This is a genomic window from Pseudomonas sp. UBA3153, from assembly GCF_002364635.1.
Lineage (GTDB): Bacteria > Pseudomonadota > Gammaproteobacteria > Pseudomonadales > Pseudomonadaceae > Pseudomonas_O > Pseudomonas_O kuykendallii.
The window spans coordinates 98199-117668 of record NZ_DEYR01000003.1; the positions used below are offsets into that span (position 1 = coordinate 98199).

At 66.8% G+C, this 19470-nt stretch carries 16 protein-coding genes; 5 read left to right on the top strand and 11 right to left on the bottom strand.

Annotated features, from left to right (window positions below; all coding sequences use genetic code 11):
• Nucleotides 1-6: 6 nt before the first annotated feature.
• The 3 genes from B2X67_RS01510 to B2X67_RS01520 all read right to left on the bottom strand — a co-directional run bounded on the left by B2X67_RS01510 (nucleotide 7) and on the right by B2X67_RS01520 (nucleotide 4658).
• On the bottom strand, nucleotides 7-813 hold the full coding sequence (locus B2X67_RS01510; protein ID WP_282341917.1) for a putative RNA methyltransferase: 807 nt from the start codon (nucleotides 811-813) through the stop codon (nucleotides 7-9).
• Entirely contained in the window at nucleotides 813-1964 is a 1152-nt protein-coding gene (gene dapE / locus B2X67_RS01515) for a succinyl-diaminopimelate desuccinylase (protein WP_286784386.1), read from the bottom strand. Before dapE ends, B2X67_RS01510 begins: the two co-directional genes overlap by 1 nt.
• A gap of 102 nt (nucleotides 1965-2066) precedes the next feature.
• Nucleotides 2067-4658 (bottom strand): glycosyltransferase, encoded by a 2592-nt coding sequence (locus B2X67_RS01520; RefSeq protein WP_286784387.1) that lies wholly within the window; start codon nucleotides 4656-4658, stop codon nucleotides 2067-2069.
• Nucleotides 4659-4987: 329 nt separating this feature from the next.
• On the opposite strand from B2X67_RS01520, the gene tcdA reads away from it, so the two are divergent.
• Both tcdA and B2X67_RS01530 read left to right on the top strand, forming a co-directional pair.
• Complete coding sequence (gene tcdA, locus B2X67_RS01525) at nucleotides 4988-5800, top strand: tRNA cyclic N6-threonylcarbamoyladenosine(37) synthase TcdA (protein ID WP_286784388.1); 813 nt, start codon at nucleotides 4988-4990, stop codon at nucleotides 5798-5800.
• Nucleotides 5801-5900: 100 nt separating this feature from the next.
• A complete protein-coding gene (locus tag B2X67_RS01530) occupies nucleotides 5901-6368 on the top strand; it encodes a DUF1456 family protein (protein ID WP_286784389.1) in 468 nt (155 codons plus the stop codon).
• On the opposite strand, the gene B2X67_RS01535 is transcribed toward B2X67_RS01530, so the two are convergent.
• The 5 genes from B2X67_RS01535 to B2X67_RS01555 all read right to left on the bottom strand — a co-directional run bounded on the left by B2X67_RS01535 (nucleotide 6369) and on the right by B2X67_RS01555 (nucleotide 10752).
• Nucleotides 6369-7352 (bottom strand): DUF72 domain-containing protein, encoded by a 984-nt coding sequence (locus B2X67_RS01535; RefSeq protein ID WP_286784390.1) that lies wholly within the window; start codon nucleotides 7350-7352, stop codon nucleotides 6369-6371.
• 179 nt (nucleotides 7353-7531) lie between these two features.
• On the bottom strand, nucleotides 7532-7945 hold the full coding sequence (locus B2X67_RS01540; protein WP_286784391.1) for a SufE family protein: 414 nt from the start codon (nucleotides 7943-7945) through the stop codon (nucleotides 7532-7534).
• Complete coding sequence (locus tag B2X67_RS01545; RefSeq protein ID WP_286784392.1) at nucleotides 7942-9147, bottom strand: cysteine desulfurase; 1206 nt, start codon at nucleotides 9145-9147, stop codon at nucleotides 7942-7944. The genes B2X67_RS01540 and B2X67_RS01545 overlap by 4 nt, the downstream gene beginning before the upstream one ends.
• Before the next feature lie 166 nt (nucleotides 9148-9313).
• Nucleotides 9314-10348: a 2,3,4,5-tetrahydropyridine-2,6-dicarboxylate N-succinyltransferase gene (gene dapD / locus B2X67_RS01550; protein WP_282344186.1), complete on the bottom strand. Its 1035-nt coding sequence runs from the start codon at nucleotides 10346-10348 to the stop codon at nucleotides 9314-9316.
• Nucleotides 10349-10401: 53 nt separating this feature from the next.
• A complete protein-coding gene (locus tag B2X67_RS01555; protein ID WP_282344185.1) occupies nucleotides 10402-10752 on the bottom strand; it encodes an ArsC family reductase in 351 nt (116 codons plus the stop codon).
• Between the two features lie 170 nt (nucleotides 10753-10922).
• On the opposite strand from B2X67_RS01555, the gene B2X67_RS01560 reads away from it, so the two are divergent.
• A complete protein-coding gene (locus tag B2X67_RS01560; RefSeq protein ID WP_286784393.1) occupies nucleotides 10923-12560 on the top strand; it encodes a Na+/H+ antiporter in 1638 nt (545 codons plus the stop codon).
• Between the two features lie 18 nt (nucleotides 12561-12578).
• On the opposite strand, the gene dapC is transcribed toward B2X67_RS01560, so the two are convergent.
• Genes dapC through map form a run of 3 tightly spaced genes read right to left on the bottom strand, consistent with a single transcriptional unit; the run spans nucleotide 12579 to nucleotide 17345 of the window.
• Nucleotides 12579-13775, bottom strand: coding sequence for a succinyldiaminopimelate transaminase (dapC, locus tag B2X67_RS01565; protein WP_286784394.1), 1197 nt, complete (start codon nucleotides 13773-13775; stop codon nucleotides 12579-12581).
• Nucleotides 13776-13813: 38 nt separating this feature from the next.
• The gene (locus tag B2X67_RS01570) at nucleotides 13814-16513 is read right to left on the bottom strand and encodes a [protein-PII] uridylyltransferase (RefSeq protein ID WP_286784395.1); all 2700 of its coding nucleotides are present in this window, start codon (nucleotides 16511-16513) and stop codon (nucleotides 13814-13816) included.
• Between the two features lie 49 nt (nucleotides 16514-16562).
• Entirely contained in the window at nucleotides 16563-17345 is a 783-nt protein-coding gene (gene map, locus B2X67_RS01575) for a type I methionyl aminopeptidase (RefSeq protein ID WP_090226630.1), read from the bottom strand.
• A 263-nt stretch (nucleotides 17346-17608) separates the two neighbouring features.
• Here map and rpsB point away from each other — a divergent pair, with 263 nt between their 5' ends.
• Nucleotides 17609-18349 carry a 30S ribosomal protein S2 gene (gene rpsB, locus B2X67_RS01580; protein WP_090226632.1) on the top strand — a complete coding sequence of 247 codons (741 nt, stop codon included), beginning with the start codon at nucleotides 17609-17611 and terminating at the stop codon, nucleotides 18347-18349.
• Between the two features lie 131 nt (nucleotides 18350-18480).
• The gene (tsf, locus tag B2X67_RS01585; RefSeq protein WP_090226635.1) at nucleotides 18481-19350 is read left to right on the top strand and encodes a translation elongation factor Ts; all 870 of its coding nucleotides are present in this window, start codon (nucleotides 18481-18483) and stop codon (nucleotides 19348-19350) included.
• Nucleotides 19351-19470 lie beyond the last annotated feature (120 nt).

Here is a 19470-nt window from a genome sequence, read left to right on the forward strand (position 1 = left end):
GGCCCGCTACAGGTCGCGTTCGATCCAATCGTAACGTATGCCGACGCCGACCTCTAAGGGTGCGGCGATCACCGCCTCGCGGCGTTCGGCGCTGGCGCGCCAGCCGTGCGGGGTCATCGCCAGCAGGTCGGCGCGGGCCTCGGGGCTGTCCAGGCGCAGGCTGAATTCCAGCGTCTCGCTGTGCGCCAGGTGCATGCCCTCGGGGATCAGCGCCAGGTGTTTCTCGTCGTCGTAATCGCGCACTTCATCGTAGAGCTTGCCGCGCAGCGCCATCAGGTGCCCGCTGCTCGGCCCCATGCGCAGCAACGCGCCGCCCGGTGCCAGCAGACGCCGCGCTTCCTGCCAGTCGAGCGGGCTGAACACGCTGGTCAGCACCTGGCAGCTGGCGTCGGCCAGCGGCACCCGCGCCATGCTCGCCACCAGCCAATGCAGGCGCGGATCTCGGCGGCAGGCGCGCTTGATCGCCTCGCGGGAGATGTCCAGCGCATAGCCTTCGCTGCGCGGCAGCGCGGCGCCGATCTGCGCGGTGTAGTAGCCCTCGCCGCAGCCGATGTCCAGCCAGCGCTGTGGCGTGCGTTCGGCGACCAGCTCGGCCAGGCGGCGCGCCAGCGGAGCATAGTGCCCGCCATCGAGAAAGCGCCGGCGCGCCTCGACCATCGCCGCGTTGTCGCCGGGATCGCGGCTGTTCTTGTGCTGTACCGGCAGCAGGTTCAGGTAGCCCTGGCGCGCACGGTCGAAACGGTGCCCGGCCGGGCAGGCGACGCCGTTGTCGGCGTCGTGCAGCGGGCCTGAGCAGAGCGGGCAGATCAGCATCAGGCGAGCAGCTCGACGAGGGTCTGGTAGTAGATGTCGGTTAGGCGGTCGAGGTCGCTGGCAAGGATGCGCTCGTCGATCTGGTGGATGGTGGCATTCACCGGGCCGAGCTCTACCACCTGGGTGCCGAGGGTGGCGATGAAGCGTCCGTCCGAGGTGCCGCCGGTTGTCGAGGGACGGGTTTCGCGGCCGGTCACCGCGCGGATGCCGCTGGCCACGGCGTCGAGCAGCGCGCCGGGTTCGGTGAGGAACGGCAGGCCGGACAGCGCCCAGTCGATGTGCCAGTCCAGGCCGTGCCTGTCGAGAATGGCGGCCACGCGCTGCTGCAACCCCTCCACCGTCGATTCGGTGGAGAAACGGAAGTTGAACATCGCCGTCAGCTCGCCGGGGATCACGTTGCTGGCGCCGGTGCCGGCGTTCAGGTTGGAAATCTGGAAGCTGGTCGGCGGGAAGAAGGCGTTGCCTTCGTCCCAGTGCTCGGCGGCCAGCTCGGCGAGTGCCGGCGCGGCCAGGTGGATCGGGTTCTTCGCCAGTTGCGGGTAGGCGACGTGCCCCTGCTTGCCGCGCACCGTGAGCAGCGCGCCCAGCGAGCCGCGCCGGCCGTTCTTCACCACGTCGCCGAGCAGCGTGCTGCTCGAGGGTTCGCCGACGATGCACCAGTCAAGGCGCTCGCCGCGCGCGCGCAGGCGTTCGACCACCGCGCGGGTGCCGTGCTGCGCCGGGCCTTCCTCGTCGCTGGTGATGAGGAAGGCGATGGCGCCCATGTGATTCGGGTGCATGACGACAAAGCGTTCCACCGCGACGATCATCGACGCCAGGCTACCTTTCATGTCCGCCGCGCCGCGTCCGCAGAGCATGCCGTCCCCGTCGATGTGCGCCTCGAAGGGCGGGTGCTGCCAGCCGTGCAGCGGGCCGGTGGGCACCACGTCGGTATGCCCGGCGAAGCACAACACGGGGCCTTCGCCGCCGCGGCGCGCCCAGAAGTTGTCCACCTCGCCGATGCGCATCGGCTCCAGATCGAAGCCGAGCGCCGCCAGGCGCCGCATCATCAGTTCCTGGCAACCTTCGTCAACCGGCGTCACCGAGGGGCGGCGGATCAGCTCGCAGGCGAGTTCCAGGGTGGCGGAAAGGGGGGCGGAAGGGGCCGTCATGCTGGAACTCCGAAAGGCGGGACAGGCTGCGTCAAAGGGGCGCTATGGTAGCAAAAACGGCGGCCCGAAGGCCGCCGTCAGGGCGTCGCTGCGCGTTCCGCGTCAGGCCGGAACCTCGTCGGGCTGCGCCTGGGGCGGTTTCGGCAGCGACGAGAGCAGCGCCATGATCAGCGCCGCCAGGTAGGGCAGCGACTGCACCAGCAGCATCGCGACCCAGAACTTCACGTCGTTGCTCGGCAGACCCTGGACGATGGCGATGCCCAGCGCCGCGCCCCACAGCAGCAGCATCACGAACACCTCTTCGCGGGCTTCCGCCAGCGCCACCAGGATGCCGTGGTTGGAGGCCATCTTCGGTGTGCGGAAGAACGGAATGCTCTTGGTGAAGAACCCGTAGAGCACCGCCTTGGCGATGGTGTGCGACAGCGCCAGGCCGGCGACCGCCGCGCAGAACGCATCCTTCAGGTTGACCCCCACGGCGCGTCGATAGAGGAAGATGATCTTGCCCACTTTGAAGAAGAACAGTGCCAGCGGCGGCAGGGCGAAGATCAGCAGCGGCGGATCGACCCGCGTCGGCACGATGATCATCGCGGCCGACCAGAGCAGCGCGCCGAGGGTGAAGAAGATGTTCATGCCGTCGGCGACCCAGGGCAGCCAGCCGGCGATGAAGTGGTAGCGCTGGCCGCGCTTGAGCTCCGAGCCCTTGCCCAGCAGCAGCGCGCGGGCATGGCCCTTCATGATCTGGATGGCGCCGTAGGCCCAGCGGAAACGCTGCTTCTTGAAGTCGATGAAGGTGTCCGGCATCAGCCCCTTGCCGAAGCTGTCGTGGGCGTAGGCGGCCGAATAGCCCTTCTCGAACACGCGCAGGCCCAGCTCGGCATCCTCGCAGATGGTCCAGTCGGCCCAGCGCAGTTCATCCATCACCGTGCGGCGGATCATTGTCATGGTGCCGTGCTGGATGATCGCATCGCGGTCGTTGCGGGTGACCATGCCGATGTGGAAGAAGCCCTTGTACTCGGAATAGCAGAGCTTCTTGAACAGGCTTTCGTTTTCGTCGCGATAGTCCTGCGGCGACTGCACCACGGCGATGCGCGGGTCGGCGAAGTGCGGGACCATGTGCTTGAGCCAGTTGCGGTCGACGCAGTAGTCCGAGTCGATCACCGCGACGATTTCGGCGTCGGGCGCGGTGTGCGGCAGGATGTAGTTCAGCGCACCGCCCTTGAAACCGTGCAGCGGCGCGACGTGGAAGAAGCGGAATCGCGGGCCGAACTGCTCGCAGTAGTCGCGTACCGGCTCCCACACCGCCGGGTCCTTGGTGTTGTTGTCGATGATCAGGACTTCGAAGTCCGGGTAATCGAGGTTGGCCAGGGCGTCGAGTGTCTGTTTGACCATCTCCGGCGGCTCGTTGTAGCAGGGCACGTGCACCGAGACCTTGGGCCGGAAGCTGCTGTCGCCGACCACCGGGATGAACGGCCGGCGGCGCTTGTGCACCCAGACCACCTCGGCCAGTTCGTGGGCTTCGGTGAGCAGCACGATGAACACGCCGAGGGCGCCGATGCCGAGCAGCGCGCCCACCGTCAGGCTGAACCAGGTCGCGTACTGCTGGCTGTAGTCGTAGCCGATCCACACCAGCGCCGAACCGCCGACGAAGGCGACGAAGGTCAGGAAGGTGCGGCCACGCTGGCGCAGCGCGCTACCGTCGATCAGCAGCAGGGCCAGCGACAGCAGCGCCATCACCACCGAGGCGACCGCCAGCAGGCGCCATTGCGGGATCGCCACGACCGGGCCTTCGAAAGCGAACTTGGCCTGCCGATTGAGGTTGTAGACCCCCCAGTAGGCGCCCACCGAACCCTCGTCGCTGGCTTTCCACGGCTGGTCGAAGGCCTCGATGACGAAGTAGTTGTAGCCCTGGCTGTTCAGCTTGTTGACCAGCGTGCGCAGGTATACGGCCTGGTCGGCCTGGGTGGCGTCGGCGCCGCCGCGCATGCGCCCGTTGCTCGGCCAGCCGACCTCGGAGATCAGCAGCGGCTTTTTCGGGAACAGCTTGCGCAGGTCGCGCGCGCGGTCGAGGACGAACTGTCCGGCGTCCTCCATCGGGATGAATTCCCAGTACGGCAGCACGTGCGCGGCGATCAGGTCGGCGTGCTTCGCCAGCTCCGGGTGCTCCTCCCAGATGTGCCACTGCTCGGACGTGGACACCGGCACCTTCACCGCCGCGCGCACGCGATCCATGAAGGCGATAAGTTGCTCGGCGGTGACTTCCTCGCGGAACAGCGCCTCGTTGCCCACGGTGACGCGAACCACGCTGCGCGAGTGGTTGGCCAGATCGATGGCTTTGGCGATCTCGCGCTCGTTGCGTTCCTGGTCCTTGCTGATCCAGATACCCAGGGTCACGCGCAGGCCGAATTCCTCGGCGATCGCCGGAATGTTGGCCAGCGCGCCGTCCACCGAGTAGGTGCGGATGTTGTCGGTGTGCTTGCTCAGCAGCTCCAGGTCCTGGCGGATTTCCTCATCGCTCGGGTACACGCCCTGTTGCGGGCTCTGGCCCTGGCGGAACGGCGAATAGGAGAAGCCGGAGATCTGCGCGGGCCAGTCCGGCGCGCTCACCGGGCGGTTATAGAGCGCCCAGAAACCGGTGAACAGCGCCGCGATGGCCAGGAAGACCACCAGGTTGAGACCAAATTTTCGCGATGACATAGGTGCTTTCAGGTTCCGATGCGTGGAACGGGGGAGGGCGGCGAGCGCTGTCGGCGCGCATCCTACTCTGGCGTCCGCGCCAGTGTACAGGCGCGCTGCGGAGCGATCCGGGCCGCTGTTCGCAGCCTACAGCCTTGGGCCTTGCGGGGGTGAAGAAGTTCGCCGCATGCCCCGCGCTCCGGGCGCTGCGCCCACTGCCGGGCCGCGCCGAAAAGGACGCGGCTCGGCGGCGGCGGTTTTCCTGCGTAAGGTCGCCGCGTGGCGGTCCGGGCTTTATCTGCGCGGCGCACGGTCCAATAATGCGCACCGGTTTTTCTTCCGAGGTGAGCATGAGTACAGACGATCAGCGTTTCGGTGGCATCGCCCGGCTCTATGGCCGCGATGGACTCGAACGCCTGTCCGCGGCGCACGTGGCGGTGGTCGGTATCGGCGGCGTCGGCTCGTGGGCGGCGGAAGCGCTGGTGCGCTCCGGCGTCGGCGAGATTTCCCTGTTCGACCTCGACGACGTCTGCGTCAGCAACACCAACCGCCAGGCGCATGCGCTGCTGGACACCGTAGGCCGGGCCAAGGTCGAGGTGATGGCCGAGCGCCTGCTGGCGATCAATCCGGCCTGCCGCGTGCACGCTGTGGCGGACTTCGTCACCCGCGAGAGCATGGCCGAGCACATCACCGGGCACCTCGACTGCGTGCTTGACTGCATCGACAGCGTCGCCGCCAAGGCCGCGCTGATCGCCTGGTGCAAGCGACGCAAGATCCAGATCGTCACCACCGGCGGTGCCGGCGGGCAGATCGACCCGACGCAGATCCAGGTCGCCGACCTGAACAAGACCTTCAACGATCCGCTGGCGGCCAAGGTGCGATCGACCCTGCGCCGCGACTACGCCTTCTCGCGCACGCCGGGACGCAACTACAGCGTGCCCTGCGTGTTCTCCACCGAGCAGCTGCGCTACCCGGCGCCGGACGGCACGGTCTGCCAGTCCAAGGCGTTCGTCGGCGAGGGCGTGAGGCTCGACTGCGCCGGCGGTTTCGGTGCGGTGATGATGGTCACCGCCAGCTTCGGCATGGCCGCCGCGGCCAAGGCGGTGGACAAGCTGGTGGCCGGCGCGCGGCGCCCCGCCGAGCGGCAGACGCGCCTCGAATGAGCCTTCTCGGCGCCGACTGCGCCGCGGCCGTATAATCGCCAGCCTTTTCGCTTCACTACCGCGCCGTGCCTGCGGCGCGGGCTTCCACGAGACCCCTGCGATGATGAATAACGATGTGCTGCGCAGCCTGCGCTACATGCTGGATGTCAGCGAGCCCAAGCTCGTGAAGATCTGCCAGTTGGCCGATTACAGGGTCAGCATCGAGGACATGGCCGCCTACCTGAGGAAGGATGACGAGGAAGGCTTCCAGCCCTGCAGCGACGAAGTCATGGCGCACTTCCTCGACGGCCTGGTGTTCTACAAACGCGGCAAGGACGACAGCCGGCCGCGCCTCCCGGTGGAAAAACGCATCACCAACAACGCCATCCTGAAGAAGCTCCGCGTGGCCTTCGAGCTGCGCGACGAGGACATGCACGCCATTCTCGAAGCCGCCGAGCTGCCCATGGGCAAGGCCGAGCTGAGCGCGCTGTTCCGCAAGCCCGGCCACAACAACTATCGCGAATGTGGCGATCAGGTGCTGCGCAACTTCCTCCGGGGCCTGACCCAGCGCGTGCGCCCGGCGGACTGACTAACGCGGTTTCTTCGGTTTGCGCGGCTTCGACGGGTTGCGCTTCGCGCCGCCGTGTTCGGCGATCAGCCGGTCGGCTTCGGCGGCGCGTTCGGCCAGCGGCACCGGTGCCCCCGTCAGGCCGAGGCGCACGGCCAGCTTGCCGGCGTCGAAGGGCGCCTTGACCTTGATGTCGTTGTCGAAATAGCAGAACAGGTCGCGCCGCTTGCGCGAAGGCTTGCGCTCGACGATCAGCCGCGCGTCGTCCACCTGGCCGCCTTCGCTCCAGGCCTTCATCCGCCGCGCCCAGTCGTCCAGCGCCGCGTCTGTGTAGCCGCTGGCGTAAAGCTCCTCTTCGCCATGCAGGCGCAGGTAGACGAAGTCGCTGGTGACATCCTCCTTCAGCGGCCACTTGCCCGCGGTATCCGCCACCACCAGCGCCACGTCGTGCTCGCGCAGCATGTCGACGAAGGCGCGATCCTCGAAGCTGGCGTGGCGAATCTCCACCGCGTGGCGCATCTTTCGCGGCTCGTCGATTGCCAGGTGGGTGCGTCCCTCCATGCGCGGCTCATGCCCGCGGGCGATGTGCAGCGCTTTTTCGGTGTCGTGCGGCAACAGGCGCAGGAAGGCCTCGAACTGCTCGGCATCGAAGCGGAAGCTCGGCGGGAACTGCCAGAGGATCGGCCCCAGCTTGCGCTGCAGGCGCAGCAGGCCGGAGGCGAAGAAGTTGGCGATCGGCTTTTCGACATCGTCGAGCCGGCGGATGTGGGTGATGTAGCGCGGTGCCTTGACGCTGAAGACGAAGTCCTCGGGCGTCTCGTCATGCCAGCGCGCCCAGCTTTCCGGGCGTTGCAGCGAGTAGAAGGAACCGTTGATCTCGATGCTGCCGACCGCGCGGGAAGCGAACTGCAGCTCGTCGTCCTGGCGCAGCTTCTCCGGATAGAAGACGCCGCGCCAGGGGGCGTATCGCCAGCCGGATATGCCAATGCGGATGTCTGCGCTCATGTGCTCTCTGCCTCGCGTTCAAGCAGTCGACTGCGGGTGGCGGGAACGGGTTCCGGGCGGGCGACCACAAGGCGCAGTGCGCGCGGCGCACCCTACGAAATGCAGCCCGTCCCCGCGCGTCCGGCAGCCGCGTCCCCACGCTTCCCGTAGGTGCGCCATGCGCACCGTGGCGCGCCCGATCAGCGCGTTGCAGCCAGTTCACGCATCCGCTTGAGCACGGCGTGCAACCCGTTGCTGCGCGACGGGCTGAGCTGGCGCTGCAGGCCGAGTTGGGCGAACCAGTCGGCGAGGTCCAGCGCCGCCAGCGCGGCGCCGTCCAGCCCCTCGATGCGAGCCAGCAGAAGCGCCAGCAGGCCACGCAGCAGGCGCGCATCGCTGGCAGCGCGAAAATGCAGCGCCTGTTCGCGGCGCTCCGCCACCAGCCAGACCAGGCTCTCGCAGCCGTGCACGCGGTTGGCCTCGCTGCGTTCGGCCGCGTCCAGCGGTTCCAGGCGTTCGGCCCACTGCAGCAGCAGGCGCGCGCGCTGCTCCCAACCCGGAAGCCGGGCGAACGCGTCCAGTGCCTGCTGCGCCAGCGGCGGCAATTCGCTCATCGCAGCAGCTCCAGGGCGGCATCGAGGGCGGCGAAGAAACGCCGCAGGTCCTCGCCGTCGTTGTACAGCGCCAGCGACACGCGGACCGCGCCGGCCAGACCGAGGCGATCGTACAGCGGCATCGCGCAATGGCTGCCGACACGCACCGCGATGCCCTGTTCGCCGAGCAGGTGCGCCAGGTCGGCGTTATGCACGCCGTCGACGGCGAAGCAGGCCAGGGCGATGCGCGGCGCGCCGAGCAGGCGCACGCCATCGCGGGTGGCGAGGCCAGCCAGCAGTTCGGCGTGCAGCGCGGCTTCGTGGACGGCGACGGCCGTTTCATCCAGCCCGTCCAGGTAGTCCAGCGCGGCGCCGAGGCCGATCACGCCGGCAATCGGCGGCGTTCCGGCCTCGAACCCCATGGGCGCCGGATGGAATTCGGCCTCCTGGAATCCGGCCCGGCGGACCATCTCGCCACCGAACTGCCAGTGGCGCAGCAAGGCCAGGGCGTCGCTGCGACCGTAGAGCACGCCGACGCCTTCCGGGCCGTAGAGCTTGTGGCTGGAGAACGCGTAGAAGTCGCAGCCCAGCGCCTGCAGGTCATGCCGGCCGTGCACCGCGCCCTGGGCGCCGTCGACCACGCTGAGGGCGCCCTGCGCGCGGGCCAGTGCCAGCAACTCCGGCAACGGCTGCCAGCGGCCGAGCACGTTGGACAACTGGCTGACCGCGAGCAGCCGGGTGCGTGCGCCGATCAGCGTGGCCGCCGCAGCGAGGTCGATATCGCCCTGGGCGTCCAGCGGCAGCACCACCAGGTTCAGCCCGCGACGGTGCGCCAGCCGTTGCCAGGGCAGCAGGTTGGCGTGGTGCTCCAAGGCGCTGACGGCGATCTCGTCGCCTGGCTGGAACAGGTGCTCCAGACCGTAGGCGAGCAGATTGAACGCCTCGGTGGCGCCGCGGGTGAAGACGATTTCCGCGGGGCTGGCTGCATTCAGCCATTTCGCCACCTTCATCCGGGTCGCCTCGAAGGCGCGAGTGGCGCGGTCGCCGGGCACATGCTGGGCGCGGTGCACATTGGCCGCGCCGCCGCGGTAGTAGGCGTCCAGCGCAGCGAGCACGGCCTCCGGCTTCTGCGCGGTGGCGGCGTTGTCCAGGTAGGTCTGGCCTTCGGCCTGCAGGGCCAGGATGCCGGGAAAGTCGGCGTGCCAGGGCGAGTTCAGTGGCATGGCTGCGGTACCGCGAAATGTCTGCCGAGCATGAATGGAAAGGCCGGGCATGGGCCCGGCCTGAGTTTTATCGTTGCCAGGCGATGGGTATCGGCGCTGCACGCCTCGACCCATCCTGCGGCCTGCTACGGAAGGTTCGTAGGATGGGTTGAGCCTGCGATACCCATCAGTTGTGCGCGTGCAGGGCTTCGTTCAGTTCGATGGCGGTCTTGTTGGTCTTGCATTCCACCGCGCCGTTGCGCGAGTTGCGGCGGAACAGCAGGTCCGGCTGACCAGCCAGGTCGCGTGCCTTGACCACGTTGACCAGGGCGTTCTGGTCGTCCAGCAGGGCGACCTTGGTGCCCGCGGTAATGTACAGGCCGGCCTCGACGATGTTGCGGTCGCCCAGCGGGATGCCGATGCCGGCGTTGGCGCCGATCAGGCAGCCTTCGCCGACCGAGATGATGATGTTGCCGCCACCGGACAGGGTGCCCATGGTCGAGCAGCCGCCGCCGAGGTCCGAGCCCTTGCCGACGAACACGCCGGCGGAGACGCGGCCTTCGATCATCCCCGGACCTTCGGTGCCGGCGTTGAAGTTGACGAAGCCCTCGTGCATCACCGTGGTGCCTTCGCCGATGTAGGCGCCCAGGCGCACGCGGGCGCTGTCGGCGATGCGCACGCCGCTCGGCACCACGTAGTCGGTCATTTTCGGGAACTTGTCCACCGAGACCACTTCCAGCAGCTTGCCGACCAGGCGCGCTTCCAGCTGGCGCTCGGCCAGTTCGCTCAGGTCGATGGCGCCGGCATTGGTCCAGGCGACGTTCGGCAGCAGCGGGAAGATGCCGCTCAGGTTCTGCCCGTGCGGCTTGACCAGGCGATGGGAGAGCAGGTGCAGCTTGAGGTAGGCCTCGGGGGTCGAGGTGAGCGCGGTGTCTTCGGCGAGCAGGGTGGCGACCAGCGGGTTGGCGCTTTCCGCCAGGCGGGTCAGCAGTGCGGACTGCGTGGCGTCGATGCTGCGCAGCGCGGCCGACATCTCGCGGGCCTGGTTGCTGGTGAAGGGGATTGCCTGGTTGCCGCCTTCGTAACCGAGGATCGGCGCCACGGCGGCGACCAGCTCGGCGCTGGGCGCCAGCAGCGGCTGGGAATAGAAGACTTCCAGCCACACGCCTTTGCGATTCTGCGTGCCGAGACCGAAGGCCAGGCTGAACAGGGTAGAGGACATGGTGATTTCCTTTTGTCTGGCAGGGCGCCTTGCGCCTCTGTGATGAATAAGTGTCAGTGGTTCAGGGCCGCGTCGTACAGCTCAGGCTTGAATCCGACCAGGGTGCGCGATCCCAGGTCGAGTACCGGGCGCTTGATCATCGACGGCTGGGCGAGCATCAGGTCGATGGCCCGGGCCTGGTCGAGATCGGCCTTCTGCGCGTCGTCCAGCTTGCGAAACGTGGTTCCGGCGCGGTTCAGCACGGTTTGCCAGCCATGCTCGTCGCACCAGCGTTCGAGGCTGGCGCGGTCGATGCCGCTGGCTTTGTAGTCGTGGAAAACATAGTTGACGGCGTGTTCGTCCAGCCAGCTGCGGGCTTTCTTCATCGTGTCACACGCTTTGATTCCGAACAGGGTGCGATTCATCGTGGTGGGTCTGGTAACGTTGTCGAGCCTGGGAGTATGCCATCAGAGCGGTCGCCGATCTGCAATGCAATGGCGCGAAATCACCGGCAGGTTGTCAGAGCCCGTTGCACGGGCCTCGCGATCCGGAGCCGTTTCCGGGTCATCGCGTGCCCCGCCAAGGACCGTTTTCGATGCAATTGCTCCATACCATCCTGGTCATGCTGCTGGTCGTCGGCGGGACCCGCCTGGCCGCGCAGTTCGTCCCCGTTCCCCTTCCGCTGATCCAGATCGCCGCGGGCGGGCTGCTGGCGCTGCCGGCGTTCGGCCTGCACGTCAGGCTCGACCCTGAACTGTTCATGTTGCTGTTTATACCGCCGCTGCTATTCGCCGACGGCTGGCACATGCCCAAGCGAGAGTTCTGGCGGCTGCGCACGCCGATCCTGACTCTGGCGTTCGGCCTGGTGCTGTTCACCGTGCTCGGCGCCGGCGCCTTCATCCACCTGCTGTTGCCGGAACTGCCGTGGGCGGCGGCCTTTGCCCTGGCCGCGGTGCTGTCGCCGACCGATGCGGTGGCAGTCGCGGCGATCACCCACGGGCGCCTGCCGCGCGCGCTCAACCACATCCTGCAGGGCGAGGCGCTGATGAACGATGCGTCCGGCCTGGTGGCCTTCAAGTTCGCCGTGGCGGCGGCGCTGACCGGGCTGTTCTCGCTGGGCGATTCAAGCCTGGATTTCGTCCTGGTCGCGGCGGGCGGCATCGTTGTCGGTATCCTGCTCGCCTGGGGACTGGGGTGGCTGCGCGGCTGGATGATCGACCGCGGCTGGGACGATCCGGCGACCCATGTGGTGTTCCTGCTATTGCTGCCGTTCGCCACCTACGTGCTCGCCGAGCACCTCGGCGTGTCCGGCATCCTCGCCGCCGTGGCCGCCGGCATGATGCAGAGCCGCCAGGACCTGCTGCCGCGGCAAACCACCACGCGGCTGCTCAACCACAGCGTCTGGGCGATGGTGGAGTACAGCTTCAACGGGCTGGTATTCCTGCTCCTGGGGTTGCAGCTGCCGGATATCGTCAGCGCCGTCACCCGTGGCGTCGACGACCTCTGGCTGACTGTCGCGCAGCTGTTCGCCTACGTGCTGCTGGTGTTCCTCGTGCTGATGGCGCTGCGGTTCCTTTGGATGTACGCCTACTGGCGAATTTCCGCGCGGATTCGCCAGTGGCGCGGGCGGCCGAGCACCTTCGCCGGGCAATCCTGGACACGCCTCACGCTGCTGCTGTCGCTGGGCGGCGTGCGCGGCTCGGTGACCCTGGCCGGCGTGATGTCACTGCCGTTGGTGCTGGGCGACGGCAGCGACTTTCCGCAGCGCGACCTGCTGATCTTCATCGCCGCCGGGGTGATCCTCGCCTCGCTGGCGGTCGCCAGCATCGGCCTGCCACTGCTGCTCAGAGGCATGCCTGCGGACGATGGCGAGGAGCGCGACCGCGAGCGCCGCCGGCTCTGGCGCAAGACCGCCGAGGCGGCGATCCGTGCGCTGGAGGCGCAGGCGGAAGAGCCGGGCGAGGACGCCGAGACCGCCGCGCTGGTGGCGGAAACCAAGGCGCGGATCATGGCCGAATACCGCGATCAGCTGGATCGCCACGACAGCGACGAGGAGACCCGCCAGCGCGCCCGCAAGGTGCGGGCCCTGGAAGGGCGTTTGCGTGTGCACGCGCTGCGTGCGCAGCGCCTGGAGCTGTACCGCCTGCGCCGCGAACACCTGCTCGACGACGAGATCGTCAGCGGCCTGCTGCGCGACCTCGACATTCGCGAGGCGCAGTGGCAGCAGGGCTGAGGCGCACCCTGCGGAAGGCTAGCGCCGTTGCAGGAACGCGCGGATGCGCTCGGCGGCTTCGACGCATTCGGCCAGCGGCGCGACCAGTGCCATGCGCACGCGGCCGGCGCCGGGGTTGAAGCCGTCCACCTCGCGCGACAGGTAGGAGCCCGGCACTACGGTGACGTGCTCCTCGGCGAACAGCGCCCGGGTGAACGCGGCATCGTCCATTGGCGTTTTCGCCCACAGGTAGAAGCCGCCGTCCGGGCGCTGCACGTCCAGCACCGGCTCGAGGATGTCCAGCACGGCGTCGTATTTCGCCCGGTACAGGTCGCGGTTGGCACGCACGTGGGCTTCGTCGCCCCATGCCGCCACGCTGGCTAGTTGCGTCTGTACCGGCATCGCGCAGCCGTGGTAGGTGCGATAGAGCAGGAACGCCTTGAGGATGTCCGCGTCGCCAGCGACGAAGCCCGAGCGCAGACCCGGCAGGTTGGAGCGCTTGGACAGACTGTGGAACACCACGCAGCGTCTGAAATCGCTGCGGCCCAGTTCGGCGCAGGCGCTGAGCAGGCCCGGCGGCGGGTTTTCCTCGTCGAAGTACAGCTCGCTGTAGCACTCGTCGGCGGCGATCACGAAGTCGTGCTCATCGGCCAGTGCGATGAGCTTCTTCAGCGTCTCCACCGGCACCAGCGCGCCGGTCGGGTTGCCCGGCGAGCAGAGGAAGAGAATCTGCGTGCGCTGCCAGACCTCTGTAGGCACCGCGTCGAAAGCCGGGTTGAAGCCGTTTTCCGCCAGGCACGGCAGGTAGTGCGGCGTGGCCCCGGCGAGCAGCGCCGCGCCCTCGTAGATCTGATAGAACGGGTTCGGGCTGACCACCAGGCCGTTGGCGCTGCGCTCGACCACCGTCTGGGTGAAGGCGAACAGCGCCTCGCGCGTGCCGTTCACCGGCAGTACATGGCGCGCCGCGTCCAGCCAGCCTTCGGGCACGCCGAAGCGGCGCTGGCACCAGCCGGCGATGGCTTCGCGCAGGGCCGGAATGCCCAGCGTCGTCGGGTACACCGCCAGTTGCGCCAGGTTGTCGCTCAGCGCCTGGGCGACGAACGCCGGCGAGGCATGCTTGGGCTCGCCGATGGACAGCGCGATCGGCGACTTGCCGGCCGCCGGCTGCACGCCTGCGAGCAGCGCCCGCAGTTTTTCGAAGGGGTAGGGTTGCAGGGTGTCGAGGGCGTTGTTCATGCGAAGGCGGTCTCGTGGCGGCAGGCCTGCCGGCGGTTTCAGATGCTGATGCGTCCCGGCGCGACTGTGCTGTCGGCGTCGGAGAGTTGCTGGACGATCGCCTGCTGCAGGCGCGCGCACAGCTGCGGGTCGGAGAGCGGCTGGTTGGCCGCGTCCGTGACGAAGAACACGTCCTCCACGCGCTCGCCAAGGGTGGTGATCTTGGCGTTCTGCAGGGACAGGTCGAAGTCGAGGAAGATCTTGCCGATCCGCGCCAGCAGGCCGGGGCGGTCCGGAGCGGTCAGGTCGAGCACGGTCACCGGGCGCTGCGCATCGTTGTGGATGGTCAGGCGCGGAGCGAAGGCGAAGTGCTTGAGCTGGCGCGGCACCCGGCGCTGGATGATCGACGGGTAATCGTCGGGGTTCTTCAGCGTATCGATCAGCCCGGCGCGGATTTCGCGGATGCGCTCCGGGTTGTCGCCGATGCTGCCGCCGTCGGCGTCGAGCACGATGTAGGTGTCGAGGGTGAACTGGCTGGTCGAGGTGATGATCCGCGCGTCGTGGATGTTCAGGTTGAGCTGGTCCATCGCGGCCACGGTCACGGCGAAGAAGTCGTGCTGGTCGGGCGCGTAGATGAAGATCTGCGTGGCACCTTCGACGTCGCGCTGGGCGGTCTCGCGGATCAGCACCAGCGGGCCGTCGCTGGCCGGGTGCTGGATGATCGCCTCGGTGTGCCAGGCCACGTCGCCGGCGGTGTGGCGCAGGAAGTAGTCGTCGCCCAGTTGCGACCAGAGCTGCTCGGCGTCGTCCGGGTCGATGCCGGCGCGGGCGAGGATGTCCAGCGCGGCGCTTTGCGTCTGGCGGATCTGCTCTTCGCGGTCCAGCGGGTTTTCCAGGCCGCGCAGCAGCGCGCGCTTGGTCTCGGTGTAGAGCTGGCGCAGCAGGCTGGCGCGCCAGGAGTTCCACAGGCTCGGGTTGGTCGCGTTGATGTCGGCGACGGTGAGCACGTAGAGGTAGTCGAGGTGCGTTTGGTCGCCGACCAACTGGGCGAAATCGAAGATCACCTGCGGGTCGGAGAGGTCCTTGCGCTGGGCGGTGGTCGACATGGTCAGGTGGTTCTGCACCAGCCAGACGATCAGCCGTGTATCCCATGCCGGCAGGTGGTGGCGGTGGGCGAACGCCTCGGCGTCCAGCGCGCCCAGCGCCGAATGGTCACCGCCGCGCCCCTTGCCGATGTCGTGGTAGAGCCCGGCGAGGTAGATCAGCTCGGGTTTGGGCAGCTTGTCGATGACCTTGCTGGCCAGCGGAAACCTCTCCGCCAGCTCCGGGCGGCGCAGTTTGCGCAGGTGCTTGATCAGGTTCAGCGTGTGCGCGTCCACCGTATAGATGTGGAACAGGTCGTGCTGCATCTGCCCGACGATGTGGCCGAATTCCGGCAGGTAGCGCCCGAGGATGCCGTAGCGGTTCATCCGCCGCAGGTTGCGGTGGATGCCCTGGCTGGACTTGAACAGTTCGATGAACAGGCTGGTGTTGCGGATATCGCTGCGGAACTCGTCGTCGATCAGGTGCCGGTGGTCGCGCAGCAGGCGGATGGTGTCGGCGCGAACCCCCTTGATTTCCGGGTGCTGGGCCATCAGCACGAAGATTTCCAGGATGGCGAACGGGGTGCGCTTGAAGACGTTCGGGTTGCTCGCCTCGATGTAGCCGTCGCGCAGCTGGAAACGGCTGTTCAGCGGCTTGAGCTGGCAGATCTTGCCGGTGCTGAGGATGACTTCCTCGAAGTGTTGGTTGATCAGGTCGTTCAGCTCGGCGATGCCCATCACCACCCGGTAGTACTTCTGCATGAAGCGTTCGACGGCGAGCTTGGCGTCGGTCTCCTCGAAGCCGAGCAGCCCGGCGATGCGCCGCTGGTGGTCGAACAGCAGACGGTCCTCGGCGCGCCCGGCGAGCATGTGCAGGGCGTAGCGGACCTTCCAGAGGAACTCCTGGGAAGAGGCGAGCAGGGAATACTCGCTTTCGATGAGGAAGCCCTGGCCGACCATCGCGTGCAGGTTCAGCGTGCCGAACTGCCGGCGGGCGATCCAGAGGATGGTCTGGATGTCGCGCAGGCCGCCAGGCGAGCCCTTCACGTTGGGTTCGAGGTTGTATTCGGTGTCGTTGTACTTGGCGTGACGCTTGGCCTGTTCCTCGCGCTTGGCCAGGAAGAACTGCAGGCTCGGCCACATGCGCTGCGAGCTGGTGACCTCGATCATCCGCTGGCGCAGGCGCTCCGGGCCGGCGATGGTGCGGCTTTCCATCAGGTTGGTGATCACCGTGAGGTCGGCGCGGGCTTCTTCCGCGCATTCCTCCACCGAGCGCACGCTCTGGCCGACTTCCAGGCCGATGTCCCAGAGCAGGGTGAGGAAGGCCTCGATCGGCGTGCGGAAGATCTCGTGGTCGGCGTTGTCCAGCAGGATCAGCAGGTCGATGTCCGAGTACGGGTGCAGCTCGCCACGCCCATAGCCGCCGACCGCCACCAGCGCGATGTCGGCGTCCTCGCTCCAGTCGAAGCGAACCCAGGCTTCATGCAGGATCTGGTCGACGAACCAGGCACGGTCCTCCACCAGGCGACGGATGTCGCGGCCGCTGGCGAAGCGCTCGTCGAGCACTTCGCGGGCCTGGCGGATGGCCTTCTTGAAGGCCGGGATCGGGCTGGATTTAAGGGCCAGTTCGGCCTGGAACTGGCCGCGGTCGAACAGCTCGGGGTCCATCTGCGGCATGCCTGGGGCTCTCCGGTGCGGGAATGCGTTCGGTGCGGTTCCCGGCCCGTCAGGCCGGGGTGCGCGCTATGGTGTCGTCGCTGCGCAGGGTGAGGATCTCGTAGCCATCGGCGGTGACCAGGATGGTGTGTTCCCACTGCGCGGACAGCTTGCGGTCCTTGGTGATGGCCGTCCAGCCGTCGCCGAGCAGGCGGGTTTCCGCGCGGCCCTGGTTGATCATCGGCTCGATGGTGAAGGTCATCCCTTCGCGCAGCTCCATGCCGGTGCCGGCGCGACCGTAATGGACCACCTGCGGCTCTTCATGGAACACCTTGCCGATGCCATGCCCGCAGTATTCGCGGACCACCGAGTAGCCCTGCTTCTCGGCATGCTTCTGGATCACCTCGCCGATGTCGCCCAAGTGCGCGCCGGGACGGACCAGCTGGATGCCTTTATAGAGGCATTCCTGGGTGACCCGGCAGAGGCGCTCGGCCCACTCCGGTGTCTTCCCGACCAGGAACATCTTGCTGGTGTCGCCGTGGTAGCCGTCCTTGATCACGGTGATGTCGATGTTGACGATGTCGCCATCCTTGAGCGGCTTCTCGTTGGGAATGCCGTGGCATACCACCTGGTTGATCGAGGTGCAGATCGACTTGGGGTAGCCCTTGTAGTTGAGCGGCGCGGGGATCGCGTCCTGCACGTTGACGATGTAGTCGTGGCAGATGCGGTCCAGCTCTTCGGTGGTCACGCCCACGCGCACGTGCTCGCCGAGCATTTCCAGCACGTCGGCGGCCAGGCGGCCGGCTACGCGCATTTTTTCGATTTCCTCGGGCGTCTTTATGGTGACGGTCATTGGGGCTCTCTGGCACAAGGCAAATAAAGGCACGATTCTACCAGTTCGAGCCCGCCGCCCATAACCGGCAGCGAAAAGCCGGTGTGCAGGCAGCGGTTTTCCTTTCGGCTCGCGCCACCTTGTGGTATAAAACGCGCCGCTTTTACGGGCATGCAGTCCGAAGAGCTTGAACCCCACACACGTATCGACACGATATCCTGGGTGCCCGCAAGGGTTGGATATTGGGATGCGTGGAGGCCTAACCCGACTATCGAGGAATAGAAATGTCTCAAGTCAACATGCGCGACATGCTGAAGGCCGGTGTGCACTTCGGCCACCAGACCCGTTACTGGAACCCGAAAATGGGCAAGTACATTTTCGGCTCGCGTAACAAGATTCACATCATCAACCTGGAAAAAACCCTGCCGATGTTCAACGAAGCCCTGGCTTTCGTTGAGAAGCTGTCCGCAGGCAAGAACAAGATCCTGTTCGTCGGCACCAAGCGTTCCGCCGGCAAGATCGTTCGCGAAGAAGCGGCCCGTTGCGGCTCGCCGTTCGTCGACCACCGCTGGTTGGGCGGCATGCTCACCAACTACAAGACCATCCGCGCCTCGATCAAGCGCCTGCGCGAACTGGAAACCCAGTCCCAGGACGGCACCTTCGCCAAGCTGACCAAGAAAGAAGCCCTGATGCGTTCGCGCGATCTGGAAAAACTGGACCGCAGCCTGGGCGGCATCAAGGACATGGGCGGCCTGCCGGACGCACTGTTCGTCGTCGACGTCGACCACGAGCGCATCGCGATCACCGAAGCCAACAAGCTCGGTATCCCGGTCATCGGCATCGTCGATACCAACAGCAGCCCGGAAGGCGTTGACTACATCATCCCAGGTAACGACGACGCCATCCGTGCCGTTCAGCTGTACCTCGGCGCCATGGCCGACGCCGTGCTGCAAGGCCGTCAGAACGCCCAGGGCGGCGCCGACGAGTTCGTCGAAGAAGCTGCTCCCGAGGCCGCCGAAGGCTGATAAGCCGACGCCAGCGTCACCCGGTGCGCAGAAAGGGGGCTAGGCCCCCTTTTTGCCACCTCAGAATCGATCACCCGGTTGTCATCCGTATCGGGTGGAATGGTTGAAGACCTTTCTAGAGGATCAAGAACATGGCAGAAATCACTGCAGCCCTGGTTAAAGAACTGCGCGAGCGTACTGGCCAAGGCATGATGGATTGCAAGAAGGCGCTGACCGCCGCCGGCGGCGACATCGAGAAAGCGATCGACGACATGCGTGCCGCGGGCGCCATCAAGGCCGCCAAGAAAGCCGGCAACATCGCCGCTGAAGGCTCCATCGCCGTCAAAGTGGCCGATGACAACAAGTCCGCCGTGATCATCGAAGTCAACTCGCAGACCGACTTCCTCGCCCTGCAGGACGACTTCAAGAACTTCGTCTCCGCCAGCCTGGAAAAAGCCTTCGCCGAGAAACTGTCCGACGCCGCTCCGCTGGTCGCCGCTCAGGAATCCGCTCGCGAGGCGCTGGTTGCCAAGGTCGGCGAGAACGTCAACATTCGTCGCCTGACCCGCGTCGAAGGCGATGTCGTCGGTGCCTACCTGCACGGCCACCGCATCGGCGTACTGGTTACCCTGAAGGGTGGCAACGCCGAACTGGCCAAGGAAATCGCCATGCACGTCGCGGCGAGCAACCCGCAGTTCGTCAGCCCGTCGCAGGTTTCCGAAGAAGCCGTGGCCAAGGAAAAGGAAATCTTCCTGGCGCTGAACGCCGACAAGATCGCCGGCAAGCCGGAAAACATCGTCGAGAACATGGTCAAGGGCCGTATCAACAAGTTCCTCGCCGAAGCCAGCCTGGTCGAGCAGGCGTTCGTCAAGGACCCGGAAATCAAGGTCGGCGATCTGGCCAAGAAAGCCGGTGCAGAAGTGGTGTCCTTCGTTCGTTACGAAGTAGGTGAAGGCATCGAACGTGCCGAAGTCGACTTCGCTGCCGAAGTTGCTGCCCAGGTCGCCGCGACCAAGCAATAAGTCGGTATACACTGTGTCGCCCCGAAGAGGCTGCCCGTTCACGCGTGCGGCCTTTTCGTCAAACTGGGGGCAGTGTTTGGCCGGGTTTCCACAGGCCCGGCGAAAGTTTCTGGCGCTCCG